Here is a 12718-nt window from a genome sequence, read left to right on the forward strand (position 1 = left end):
CGAAGACCTTGCCGAAGACCTTGGCGAAGACCTTGGCGAAGGCCCGGGCGGACGCCCCTGTCGTGCCGGTGGAACTCGCCGAACTCCAGCTGCTTCAAAGCCCCCGCACGCCCCGGGCCGCGAAGCGCTTACCGTCGCCGGGACGAACCACGAACCTGCCGATGTCGCAATACGCTCACAGAAGTGGGGAACCCCTTTACAAGAAAACGAGGGATATCCCTACATCCAGGGTGAGGGTGACGGCATACCGTCCCAAATACCCTTCAATCACGGCCACTTGGTGTTTCCTTGGCCTTCCCATTCCCCTGGCATGAACGGTTCATCGCCAGAGTGACCCCCAGCGTGATCCATTCCGCGTGTCCTCGGTTCCGACACACGGTTTCGCAGATCACGAACGACCACACATGCGACGAACCGCATCGCAGGGGGTTTTATGAGATCCAATCGCGCCACCATGCGCGCCGGGGTGAGCATGGCAGCGACACTGCCGCTGCTCGCCGGCGCGCTGGCGCTCGGTATACCCACGGCCAACGCCGCGGACGGTCCCAGCAGGGACACCCTCACGGGCACCAAGCCCGCGTGGGCCACGGCGAAGGCGGACAAGGGGGCCTCGTCCGACAACTCCCAGGTCTCCGCCCGGGTCTACTTCGCCGGCCGGAACGCCTCCGGTCTGGCCGCGTACGCCAAGGCCGTGTCCGACCCGAACTCGGCCTCGTACGGCAAGTACCTCAGCGCCAAGCAGACGCAGGCCCGCTTCGGTGCCACCAAGGCGCAGGTCGCCGCGGTGACCTCGTGGCTGAAGTCGGCGGGCCTGAAGGTCACCGGCACCACGCAGCACTACGTCTCCGTCGCCGGTGACGTGGCCGCCGCCGAGAAGGCGTTCGGCACCCAGCTCCACAACTACGCCAAGGGCAACAAGACCTACCGGGCGCCGTCGAGGACGGCCTCCGCGCCGGCCGCCCTCAACGGCGCCGTCCTGACCGTCACCGGCCTGGACAACGCCCCGCACAAGGCGACGCACGACGACACGCTGCCGCCCCCGGACGCGGTGTTCAAGAACTCCGGGCCGTTCTCCTCGTACTTCGGCTCGAACATCGCGAGCACCCTGCCGGACGCGTACGGCACGAAGATCCCGTACGCGATCCAGGGCTACACGGGCAAGCAGCTGCGCGCCGCCTACGGCGCGGGCAAGCGCACCGGCAAGGGTGTGCGGGTCGCCATCACCGACGCGTACGCCTCGCCGACCATCGCGTTCGACGCGGCCACGTACGCCAAGAACCACGGTGACTCGGCGTACAGCAGCAGCCAGCTGCGTCAGGTGCTGCCCGGCACCTACACGCAGACCGAGGCGTGCGGGGCGGCCGGCTGGTACGGCGAGGAGACCCTCGACGTCGAGGCCGTGCACGCCGTCGCGCCGGACGCGAACATCACGTACGTGGGTGCCGCGTCCTGCCTCGACAACGATCTGCTCGACTCGTTGAACAAGATCGTCGACAACCACCTGGCCGACATCGTCTCCAACTCGTGGGGCGACATCGAGGCCAACCAGACGCCGGACCTCGCGGCGGCCTACGACCAGACCTTCCAGTTCGGCGCGGTCGAGGGCATCGGCTTCTACTTCTCCTCCGGTGACAACGGTGACGAGGTCGCCAACACCAAGACGAAGCAGGTCGACACCCCGGCCAACTCGGCGTGGGTGACGGCGGTCGGCGGTACCTCGCTGGCGGTCGGCAAGGGTGACAAGTACCAGTTCGAGACCGGCTGGGGCACCGAGAAGGCCGCCCTCGCGGCTGACGGCAAGAGCTGGACCGGCTTCCCGGGCGCGTTCACCTCGGGCGCGGGCGGCGGCACCAGCAAGACCGTGGCGCAGCCCTTCTACCAGAAGGGTGTCGTGCCCGGCGCGCTCGCCAAGGCCAACGGCACGACGGCCATGCGCACCGTGCCGGACATCGCGGCGGTCGCCGACCCCAACACCGGTTTCAAGGTCGGCCAGACGCAGACCTTCCCGGACGGGTCCCAGCAGTACAGCGAGTACCGGATCGGCGGCACCTCGCTCGCCGCGCCGGTGATCGCGGCCGTCCAGGCCCTGGCCCAGGAGGCGCGCGGCAAGGCGATCGGTTTCGCCAACCCGTCGATCTACGCGAAGTACGGCTCCAAGGCGTACCACGACGTGACGGACACCCCCACGGGCTCCGAACTCGCCGTGGCGCGCGTGGACTTCGCCAACTCCCTCGACGCGTCGGGCGGTCTGCTCACCTCCGTCCGCAGCCTCGGCAAGGACAGCTCCCTGAAGGCCGTGCGCGGCTACGACGACGTCACCGGTGTGGGTACGCCCACCTCGGGCTACGTCGAGTCGTACCGCTCCGACCACGGTCACTGACGGTCCTCCGTCGCATCTCCGCTGCGCCCGCCCCTCGACGAGGGGCGGGCGTCCGCGTTTCCGGGCGGTCCGGCGGCCAGCGTGTGCCGGATACCCCGTGGGGGTAAGCCGCCCGGGAGTGACGACGAGGAGCCTGGAGCGGTGGGGACAGCCGACGCTGTTCACCGCGCCGGCGCGCCGGAGGCCGGGCGTCTCCACGTGGGGCGCCCCACACCCCATTGTGTCGCTCTGACGATTACACTGGGCCCGTGCCTCAACTACGCCTCGCCCTGAATCAGATCGACTCGACCGTCGGCGATCTCGCCACCAACGCCGAGGCGATCGTCCGTTGGACCCGGCACTCCGCCGAGCAGGGAGCGCATCTGGTGGCGTTCCCCGAGATGGTGCTGACCGGGTATCCCGTCGAGGACCTGGCCCTGCGGTCGTCCTTCGTCGAGGCCTCCCGCGCGGCGCTGCGCGCGCTGGCCGCACGGCTGGCCGACGAGGGCTTCGGGGAGTTGCCGGTGATCGTCGGCTACCTCGACCGGTCCGAGACCGCCCAGCCGAAGTACGGGCAGCCGGCCGGCGCCCCGCAGAACGCCGCCGCCGTACTGTACGGGGGCCGGGTGGCGCTGACCTTCGCCAAGCACCACCTCCCGAACTACGGTGTGTTCGACGAGTTCCGCTACTTCGTGCCAGGCGACACCATGCCGGTCGTGCGGGTGCACGGGATCGACGTGGCCCTCGCCATCTGCGAGGACCTCTGGCAGGACGGCGGACGCGTGCCCGCGGCCCGGTCCGCCGGGGCCGGGCTGCTGCTGTCCATCAACGCCTCGCCGTACGAGCGCGACAAGGACGACACCCGCCTCGAACTGGTGCGCAAGCGGGCCCAGGAGGCCGGCTGCACCACCGCCTACCTCGCCATGATCGGCGGGCAGGACGAGCTGGTCTTCGACGGCGACTCCATCGTGGTCGACCGGGACGGGGAGGTCATCGCGCGGGCGCCGCAGTTCGCGGAGGGGTGTGTCGTACTGGACCTGGACCTGCCGGCGGGCGCCGCCGAGCCGGTGACGGGTGTGGTGGACGACGGGCTGCGCATCGAGCGGCTGGTGCTGTCGCAGGAGCCGTTGCCCGCGTACGAGCCGGAGCTCGCCGGCGGGTACGCGGAGCGGCTCGACGCCGACGAGGAGGTCTACTCGGCACTGGTCGTCGGACTGCGGGCGTATGTCGCGAAGAACGGGTTCCGGTCCGTGCTGATCGGACTGTCCGGCGGCATCGACTCGGCGCTGGTCGCGGCGATCGCGTGCGACGCGCTGGGCGCGCAGAACGTGTACGGGGTCTCGATGCCGTCGAAGTACTCCTCCGACCACTCCAAGGGGGACGCGGCGGAGCTGGCGCGGCGGACGGGGCTGAACTTCCGGACGGTACCGATCGAGCCGATGTTCGACGCGTATATGTCGTCGCTGGGGCTGACCGGACTGGCCGAGGAGAACCTCCAGTCGCGCCTGCGGGGCACGATGCTGATGGCCATCTCCAACCAGGAGGGGCACATCGTGCTGGCGCCGGGGAACAAGTCCGAGCTGGCGGTGGGGTATTCGACGCTGTACGGCGACTCCGTGGGCGCGTACGGGCCCATCAAGGACGTGTACAAGACGTCGATCTTCCGGCTGGCGGAGTGGCGGAACCGGTCGGCGGCCGAGCGGGGGCAGACCCCGCCGATCCCCGAGAACTCGATCACCAAGCCGCCGAGCGCGGAGCTCCGTCCCGACCAGGTCGACACGGACTCCCTCCCCGACTATCCCGTGCTGGACGCGATCCTCGAGCGGTATGTGGACCGGGACGAGGGGGCGGACCAGATCGTCGCGGCGGGGTTCGATCGGGAGCTGGTGGTGAAGACGCTGCGGATGGTGGACACGGCGGAGTACAAGCGCCGGCAGTATCCGCCGGGCACGAAGATCTCCGCCAAGGGGTTCGGGAAGGACCGGCGGCTTCCGATCACCAATCGGTGGCGCGAGCACGCGTGACCCCGTCGGGGCGGGGGGTGTTTCGCCCCCGCCGCCCCTACCCGTCCCATCCCGTAACCGGGGGCTCCGCCCCCAGACCCCCGGGTGAGTTCCTTGCCTGCGGGACTGTGGGGGCTGGTCGCGCAGTTCCCCGCGCCCCTAAAAGCCTGCGCTCGTCCGGCGTTTACGGGCGAAGCAGGTCAGTGAGGGGCGTGTTCCGGGTGTGGGGGGACGTGGGTCGCGACCAGGCGGCCCGGCGTGGGGGCGGGGACCTCGGCGCGGCGGCGGTCCACGGCGTACGCCGTCGCGGCGACCGCGAGGCCGAGGACGGCGAGCAGAGCCCCCGCCAGCGCGGGCGACGTCGTACCGAAGCCCGCGGCCAGCGCGATGCCGCCGATCCACGCACCGCCGGCGTTCGCGAGGTTGAACGCGGCCTGGTTGGCGGAGGACGCCAGGGACGGCGCCGCGGAGGCCTTCTCCATGACCATCAGCTGGAGCGGCGAGCCGGTGATGAAGGCGGCGGTACCGAGGAGGGTGACCGCGACGGCCGCACTCCACTGGGCGCTCATCAGGACGGGGAACAGGGCGAGGACCGTGACCAGCGAGACGAGTCCGCCGAAGAGGGTGCCGCGCAGGGAGTGGTCCGCGAGGCGGCCGCCCACGAGGTTGCCGACCGTCGCTCCGACGCCGAACAGCGCGAGCAGCAGCGTGACGCTGGAGTCGGCGTACCCGGCGGAGTCCGTGAGCATCGGCGTGATGTAGCTGTACGCGGAGAAGAGGGCGCCGAAGCCCGCGACCGTCGTACCGAGCGCCAGCCACACGGGGAGCGAACGCAGGGCGGCCAGCTCGCCGCGCAGGCCGCCCGTGGGGGCGTGCGTGTGGTCGCGCGGGATGAGGAACGCGAGCGAGGCTATCGCCGCGAGGCCGATCGCGCTCACACCGAGGAAGGTGGCGCGCCAGCCGAAGTGCTGGCCGATGAAGGTGGCGACGGGGACGCCCGCGATGTTCGCGACGGTCAGGCCGAGGAACATCAGCGAGACGGAGCGCGCCTTGCGCTCGGGGGCGACGAGGTTGGTGGCGACGACGGCGCCGACGCCGAAGAAGGCCCCGTGCGGCAGACCGCTGACGAAGCGGGCGGCGAGCAGCCAGTGGTAGTCGGGGGCGAAGGCGGAGAGCGCGTTGCCGGCCACGAAGAGCCCCATCAGGGCGATGAGGACCTTGCGGCGGGACATCCGGGCGGTGGCCGCGGCGAGCAGCGGGGCGCCGATCACCACGCCGAGGGCGTAGGCCGAGACGAGGTGTCCGGCGCTGGGGATGGATATGTGGAGGTCGTCCGCGACGTCGGGCAGCAGGCCCATCATCACGAACTCGGTGGTACCGATGCCGAAGGCGCCCACGGCTAGGGCGAGCAGGGCCAGTGGCATGAGGGGCCTTTCAGAGGAGCGGAGTGCACAAAGGAGAAGAGGACGGGCGGGGACGAGCCCGGGTCCGTGCACACCGGTGTCCCAGTGGCCCGGGTACCTGCGCGCACGGACGCGCCCGTGCACACCGGTGTGCACGGGCTCCGTAAGTTCAGCTATGGAACAAAGTCTCGCAGGCCCAGTATTCCAGGAGATTAAGATCCGGTTGCCGCGAGCTTGACGCGGGCGGCGACCGGGAGGTGGTCGCTGCCGGTCTCGGGCAGGGTCCACGAGGTCACCGGCTCGATGCCCTTGACCATGATCTGGTCGATCCGGGCCATCGGGAACGACGCGGGCCAGCTGAACCCGAAGCCGCTGCCCGCCGCGCCCTGAGTGGAGCGCATCTGCGAGGTGACGGCGTTCAGCGCGCGGTCGTTCATCGTGCCGTTGAGGTCGCCGAGCAGGATGACCTTCTGCAGTGACTCGTCGGCGATCGCCTCGCCGAGCGCGTCGGCGCTCCGGTCACGCTGGCGGGCGGTGAACCCGGCCTGCAGCTTCACCCGGACCGAGGGCAGATGGGCGACGTACACCGCGACCTGGCCGTTCGGGGTCGTCACCGTGGCGCGCATCGCGCGCGTCCAGCCAAGCTTGATGTCGACGGGCTCGGCTCCGGTCATCGGGTACTTGCTCCACAGCCCGACGGTGCCCTCCACGGAGTGGTACTTGTACGTCGGGGCGAGCGCCTTCTCGTACGTGGGGACCGCCGTGGCCTTCAGCTCCTCCAGGGCCACCACGTCGGCGCCGGACGCGGCCACGTCACGGGCGGTATCGGAAGGGTCCGGGTTCTCCGCGTTGACGTTGTGCGTGGCGACGGTCAGGTCGCCGCCTGCGCCGGTCCGGTCGGTGAGCAGTCCGCCGAACAGGTTCAGCCAGACGATCGCGGGCAGCAGGACGGCGATCAGGGCGGTCGCGGACTTCCGCACGAGGCCGAGGACCAGCAGGACGGGGATGAGGATGCCGAGCCACGGCAGGAACGTCTCGGTGAGACTGCCGAGGTTGCCGATCCTGTTGGGGATCTGCGCGTGCAGCAGCATCACCAGGGCGAGGATCAGGGCGAGCGCGGCCAGGATCAGTCCGCGGCGCCAGATGCCGCGGTCGCCGCGCCAGGAGCCCAGCGAGCGCCGGAGCTTGTCCAGCAGGCGCCGAAGCCGGGGACCTCGACGCTCGGGCCCCGAGCCGTCGCTGCCCGTCTCCGTCACGTACGCCTGCGCCATACCGTCGCCTCACAACCTGCCGTGCACACCGTCAGCCCCTCGGCTACGACCCTAGGGGATGATCGGCATCGATCTCGCCGTCCGGGGACGGCCGTACGGGCACGAGGACGAACAACTCGGTGTTCGGAGTTCCGAATACGGGGCGGAGCGCGGCCTCTGTGACGAAACGCGCACATTCGGCGCATGGGCCGAGAGGATGAACGAGAGGATGAACTAGGGCCTGGCGGGACGCAGTCCCGCGAGTACCGTGTCGACGATCTGTTCGGCCAGGTCCTCGGGGAGTTCGGCGTCCGGGCGCATGACGGCGCGTACCAGCATGGGGCCGACGAAGAGGTCGTTCATGACCTCGATGTCCACGTCGTCGCGGAGTTCGCCGTCCCGCTGTCCGCGGCGCAGGACCTCGAACGTGGTCAGGCGCCGCGGTTCGATGACGATCGCCTGGTAGGCGTCCCAGATCTTGGGGCTGGACTTGATCTGGGCGTAGACGTTGTGCAGGAGCGCCGAGGAGCGGCTGGCCAGGCCCCGCTGGCGCAGCGGCTCCAGAAGGGCTATCAGGTCGTCGCGCATCGAGGTGCCGGGGAGTTCGGCATCCGGGGGCTCGGTGGCGCGCATGACGTCGACGAAGAGTTCCTCCTTGCCACTCCAACGGCGGTAGATGGTCGCCTTGCCGACGCCCGCGGTCCTGGCCAGGCGTTCGATGGAGATATCCGCGAGAGGGACGCCGTCCTCCAGGAGTTTTATCGCGCCCTCGATGATGGAGCGCTCCACGGCCTCGCTGCGGGGCCGCCCCCGGGGGGACCCCTCTTGCCTGGCTCGGCTGTCCGCGAGGCTCACGTGTCGCTCCTTTCCTCGGTGGTACTGGCGCAATTCTCCCTGCCGCGCCCTGTCAGTGCTCGGCGGCCACCAACTCCGTCTCCTCCTTGCCCTGTTGCGGGGTCGAACCGCGGCCCGGCAGGAACAGGGCCACGATCACGGCGCCCACCAGCGCGATGCCCGCACCACACAGGGCGGTGACGTGCATGGCGTGCAGGAAGGCGTCGTTGGCCGGGGCGATGAGGGCGTCGCCCCGGGGGCCGAGCTTGGCCGCGACGCCGAGGGTGGCCTCGATGGACTCGCCCGCGGTGTGCCGCAGGCCGGCCGGCACGAGGGTGAGCTTGTCCTCGATGCCGTTGCGGTAGGCCGAGGAGAGGACCGAGCCGAGGACCGCGATGCCGAGGGCGCCGCCGACCTGACGGAAGACGTTGCTCAGGGCGGAGGCGGAGCCCGCCTTCTCGCGCGGCAGGGCCTGCATGATGACGACGCTGGTCGGGGTCATGATGTGCGCCATGCCGGTGCCCATGAGGAAGAAGATGACCTCCAGGAGCCAGATCGGCGTGTCCGCGTCCAGGGTCGCGAAGGCGCCGAGCATCGCTCCGAGCAGCAGTAGGCCCGCCGTGCACGTGGCCCGGTTGCCGAAGCGGTCGACGACGAGGCGGGCGCGCGGTGCGAAGAAGAGCTGGGCCGCGGCGAGCGGCAGCAGCAGCACACCGGTCTTCAGCGGCGAGTAGCCCCGCACGCTCTGGGTGTAGAAGACGGAGAAGAAGGTCACGCCCATCATCGCGAAGAAGACGAGCGCGATGGCGGCGATGGCGGCCGAGAAGACCTTGTTCTTGAAGTAGGTGATGTCGATGGACGGATGGTCGCTGCGCTTCTCGTAGATGACGAAGCAGGCGAGGACGGCGATTCCGGCGCCGATGGTCGCGAGGACCGCCGCGTCGGTGAAGGAGGCGAGCTGGCCGCCCTTGATGATGCCGTAGACGAGCAGGACGAGCCCTATGACGGACAGGACGACACCGACGATGTCGATGCGGCCGGGGTTCGGGTCGCGGGAGTCCGGGACCAGCCAGAACATCAGGCCGAGCGCGAGCAGCACGATCGGCACGTTGATCAGGAAGACCGAGCCCCACCAGAAGTGGGCGAGGAGCACGCCGCCGGTGATCGGGCCGATGGCGATGGCGATGCCGACGCCGCCGGCCCAGATGCCGATGGCCTTGGGCTGCTCCTCGCGCTCGAAGACGTTCATGAGGACGGCGAGGGTGGCGGGCATCACGAAGGCGGCGCCGAAGCCCATCAGCGCGCGGAAGACGATGAGCTGGACGGGCGAGCCGGCCTCCGCGGCGAGCGCGGAGCCGGTGCCGAAGACGGCGAGTCCGGCGAGCAGGACCTTCTTGCGGCCGAACCGGTCGCCGAAGAGGCCCGCGGTGAACAGCAGCCCCGCGAAGACGAGCGTGTAGGCGTTGATGGCCCACTCCAGCTCGCTCTGGGTGGCGCCGAGTCCTGTGGGCGCCGGCGTCGAGATCGTCTTGATCGCGACGTTGAGGATGGAGTTGTCCAGCACCACTATCAACAGGCTGAGCATGAGCACGCCGAGAATGGCCCAGCGGCGCCGATGGACCGCTTCAGGCACGCGCCCTTCGACGTGGGCTGCGGGAGTTGTCATGGGGCCGAGCCTAGCGATTTTCGATACGGGACCGTCTCGTATCGTAAATCCTTTACAGAGACCTTACGAAGTGATGGGTCTACGGTCCGCCCGACACGTCCGTCGCGGGCGCACCCGAGACGTACATCGCTCGACCCGGTCTGGCCCCCGGTGGCACGAGGTGCCACCATGTAGGGGGTCCGGGGACGCCGTCAGGGTGCCTCGAGATGACAGAAGGAGCCGTTGCGATGACGCAGCTTTCGGCTGCCCCGAAGCAGCCCGTGGAGGGTGCGCGGGCGACCACCGACAGCAGCAAGGCGCTGTACGGAGGCAAGAGCACCCGCCGCATCACGGTCCGCGACATCACCACAGCCAAGGAGCGCGGCGAGAAGTGGCCGATGCTCACCGCCTACGACGCGATGACCGCGTCCGTCTTCGACGAGGCCGGCATCCCGGTCATGCTCGTCGGCGACTCGGCGGGCAACTGCCACCTGGGGTACGAGACGACCGTCCCCGTCACCCTCGACGAGATGACGATGCTGTCCGCCGCGGTCGTACGCGGCACCAGCCGCGCCCTGATCGTCGGCGACCTGCCCTTCGGGTCCTACCAGGAGGGCCCCGTCCAGGCCCTGCGCTCCGCCACCCGCCTGGTCAAGGAGGCCGGGGTCGGCGCGGTGAAGCTGGAGGGCGGCGAGCGCTCGCACCGCCAGATCGAGCTGCTCGTGGAGTCCGGCATCCCCGTGATGGCGCACATCGGCCTGACCCCGCAGTCCGTGAACTCCATGGGCTACCGAGTCCAGGGCCGCGGCGAGGAGGCCGCCCAGCAGCTGCTGCGTGACGCCAAGGCGGTCCAGGACGCGGGCGCGTTCGCGGTCGTCCTGGAGCTGGTCCCGGCGGAGCTCGCCGCCGAGGTCACGCGCACCCTGCACATCCCGACCGTCGGCATCGGCGCGGGTCCGGAGACCGACGCGCAGGTCCTGGTGTGGACCGACATGCTCGGCCTCACCGGCGGCAGGATGCCGAAGTTCGTGAAGAAGTACGCCGATCTGCGCGAGGTCATGGGCAACGCGGCGCGCGCGTTCGCGGACGACGTCGTCGGCGGAACGTTCCCTCTTGAGGAGCACTCCGTCCACTGAGGACCTGGCCCCGGGACTCATGAACACCTGAGGCCCTCTGAACCACTGCGGCACCAAGACAGCCCGCCGATTTCCCCCGTCGGCGGGCTGTCGCCGTGCGCGCAGCGCACGCACCACGGTGATACGCGCGAACGTCTGTCGGCGATATATCGGTGAGCGTGCGCCGCTGTAGGCGAGCTGTAGGTGGTTTGTCGGTGGGCGCTGGCACCTTGATGGGCATGACGCGAATCGACAAGAACCCCAACAGCGGCGCCCGCAGCGCCGTCTCCGTGCGGGGGCTGGTCAAGCACTACGGCGAGACCAAGGCTCTGGACGGCGTGGACCTGGACGTCCGCGAGGGAACCGTCCTCGGGGTGCTGGGTCCCAACGGTGCCGGCAAGACCACCCTCGTCCGTATCCTGTCCACCCTCATCACCCCCGACGCCGGCCAGGCCACCGTCGCCGGTTACAACGTGCTCACGCAGCCCCGCCAGTTGCGCCGCGTGATAGGGCTGACCGGTCAGTACGCCTCGGTCGACGAGAAGCTCCCCGGCTGGGAGAACCTGTACATGATCGGGCGACTGCTAGACCTGCCCCGCAAGGACGCCCGCCGGCGCGCCGACGAACTCCTTGAGCGCTTCTCGCTCACCGAGGCGGCCAAGCGCCCGGCATCGACGTACTCCGGCGGTATGCGCCGCCGTCTCGACCTCGCCGCCTCCATGATCGGCCACCCGTCCGTCCTCTATCTGGACGAGCCGACCACCGGGCTCGACCCGCGCACCCGCAACGAGGTGTGGAAGGAGGTCAAGCGGATGGTCGCGGACGGCGCCACCGTGCTGCTCACCACCCAGTACATGGAGGAGGCCGAGCAGCTGGCCTCCGAGCTGACGGTCATCGACCGCGGCAAGGTCATCGCCAGCGGCCGGATCGACGAGCTGAAGGCCCGGGTCGGCGGCCGCACGCTGCGCATCCGCCCGGTGGACCCGCTGGAGCTGCGGCCGCTGGCCGCCCTCTTCGACGAACTGGGCCTCACCGGTCTCGCCGCCTCGGTCGTGGACACCGGGACCGGCACCGTGCTGGTCCCGATCCTCAGCGACGAACAGCTCACCGCCGTGGTCGGCGCGGTCACCGCGCGCGGCATCACGATCGGCTCCATCTCCACCGAACTGCCCAGTCTGGACGAGGTGTTCCTGTCCCTCACCGGCCACAAGGCCAGTGCCCCGCAGGACGAGACCCCCGCCCGTGTCTACGAGGAGGTCTCCGCATGAGTACCGCCGTCGCCGAAGCCCCCCTCGCCGCGAAGGGCGACCCCCGTATCTCGCCCCGCGCGCACGCGCGCCACATCGGCGCGCTCGTCCGCCGCAACCTGCTGTGGATCCGCCAGGACCCGGAGTCGATGTTCGACGCCGTCCTGATGCCGGTCGTCTTCACCCTGCTGTTCGTGTACGTCTTCGGCGGCTCCATCGGGCAGTCGCTCGGCGGCGGGCAGGACAGGTACGTGCAGTACGTGGTGCCCGGTCTGATGGCGATGACGGCGATGAACATCGCCACGGCCGTCGGCACCGGTTTCAACGAGGACTTCCAGAAGGGGGTGATGGACCGCTTCCGCACCCTGCCGATCGGCCAGGGCTCCGTGCTCTTCGCCAAGATCGTGGTGGAGCTGATGCGGATGCTCGTCGCGACGACGATCCTCATGATCGTCGGCGTGCTGGTCGGCTTCGACATCACGAACTGGCCGGGTCTGTTCGCCTCCGTGGGGCTCTCCGTCCTCTTCGGCTCGTCCCTGATGTGGATCTTCCTGGTCCTCGGGGTGACGATGAAGAACGCGCAGTCCGTGCAGGCGATGGGCTTCCTGGTGCTGATGCCCCTGCAGTTCGGCTCGTCCATCTTCTCGCCGACCCGGACCATGCCCGGCTGGCTGCAGAACTTCACCGACTACAACCCGCTGTCCGCGCTCGCGGACACCACGCGCGGCCTGATGGTGGGCGGCCCGGTCACGCACAGCCTGTGGGTGACCCTCGCCTGGACGGCAGGGCTCACCCTGGTCATGGCGCCGATCGCGATCCACAAGTTCCGCACCAAGAGCTGACGTTCGCTCGCGGGACCACG

At 69.8% G+C, this 12718-nt stretch carries 9 protein-coding genes; 5 read left to right on the forward strand and 4 right to left on the reverse strand.

The window, feature by feature from the left end:
• Positions 1 to 433: 433 nt before the first annotated feature.
• Positions 434 to 2380: a protease pro-enzyme activation domain-containing protein gene (locus tag ACFZDJ_RS02930; protein WP_391055629.1), complete on the forward strand. Its 1947-nt coding sequence runs from the start codon at positions 434 to 436 to the stop codon at positions 2378 to 2380.
• Positions 2381 to 2628: 248 nt separating this feature from the next.
• A complete protein-coding gene (locus ACFZDJ_RS02935; protein ID WP_391055632.1) occupies positions 2629 to 4383 on the forward strand; it encodes an NAD+ synthase in 1755 nt (584 codons plus the stop codon).
• Between the two features lie 179 nt (positions 4384 to 4562).
• Here ACFZDJ_RS02935 and ACFZDJ_RS02940 read toward each other — a convergent pair whose 3' ends face one another.
• The 4 genes from ACFZDJ_RS02940 to ACFZDJ_RS02955 form a co-directional block, all read right to left on the reverse strand.
• Positions 4563 to 5786, reverse strand: a complete 1224-nt coding sequence (locus ACFZDJ_RS02940) for an MFS transporter (protein WP_390927926.1) — start codon at positions 5784 to 5786, stop codon at positions 4563 to 4565.
• A 191-nt stretch (positions 5787 to 5977) separates the two neighbouring features.
• Entirely contained in the window at positions 5978 to 7036 is a 1059-nt protein-coding gene (locus ACFZDJ_RS02945; protein WP_391055635.1) for an endonuclease/exonuclease/phosphatase family protein, read from the reverse strand.
• A 213-nt stretch (positions 7037 to 7249) separates the two neighbouring features.
• Positions 7250 to 7870 carry a TetR/AcrR family transcriptional regulator gene (locus ACFZDJ_RS02950; RefSeq protein WP_168490806.1) on the reverse strand — a complete coding sequence of 207 codons (621 nt, stop codon included), beginning with the start codon at positions 7868 to 7870 and terminating at the stop codon, positions 7250 to 7252.
• Positions 7871 to 7922: 52 nt separating this feature from the next.
• Positions 7923 to 9515, reverse strand: coding sequence for a DHA2 family efflux MFS transporter permease subunit (locus ACFZDJ_RS02955; RefSeq protein WP_390927922.1), 1593 nt, complete (start codon positions 9513 to 9515; stop codon positions 7923 to 7925).
• 227 nt (positions 9516 to 9742) lie between these two features.
• Between ACFZDJ_RS02955 and panB the strand changes: the two genes are divergently transcribed.
• The 3 genes from panB (at position 9743) to ACFZDJ_RS02970 (ending at position 12698) form a co-directional block, all read left to right on the forward strand.
• Positions 9743 to 10630, forward strand: a complete 888-nt coding sequence (gene panB / locus ACFZDJ_RS02960) for a 3-methyl-2-oxobutanoate hydroxymethyltransferase (RefSeq protein WP_060902016.1) — start codon at positions 9743 to 9745, stop codon at positions 10628 to 10630.
• A gap of 218 nt (positions 10631 to 10848) precedes the next feature.
• Positions 10849 to 11877: an ATP-binding cassette domain-containing protein gene (locus ACFZDJ_RS02965; RefSeq protein ID WP_391055637.1), complete on the forward strand. Its 1029-nt coding sequence runs from the start codon at positions 10849 to 10851 to the stop codon at positions 11875 to 11877.
• Positions 11874 to 12698: an ABC transporter permease gene (locus ACFZDJ_RS02970; protein WP_168490818.1), complete on the forward strand. Its 825-nt coding sequence runs from the start codon at positions 11874 to 11876 to the stop codon at positions 12696 to 12698. The genes ACFZDJ_RS02965 and ACFZDJ_RS02970 overlap by 4 nt, the downstream gene beginning before the upstream one ends.
• The last annotated feature ends 20 nt before the right edge of the window (positions 12699 to 12718 follow it).

Origin of the sequence: Streptomyces sp. NPDC007896 (assembly GCF_042959425.1) — a bacterium.
In the GTDB taxonomy this organism is placed as follows: domain Bacteria; phylum Actinomycetota; class Actinomycetes; order Streptomycetales; family Streptomycetaceae; genus Streptomyces.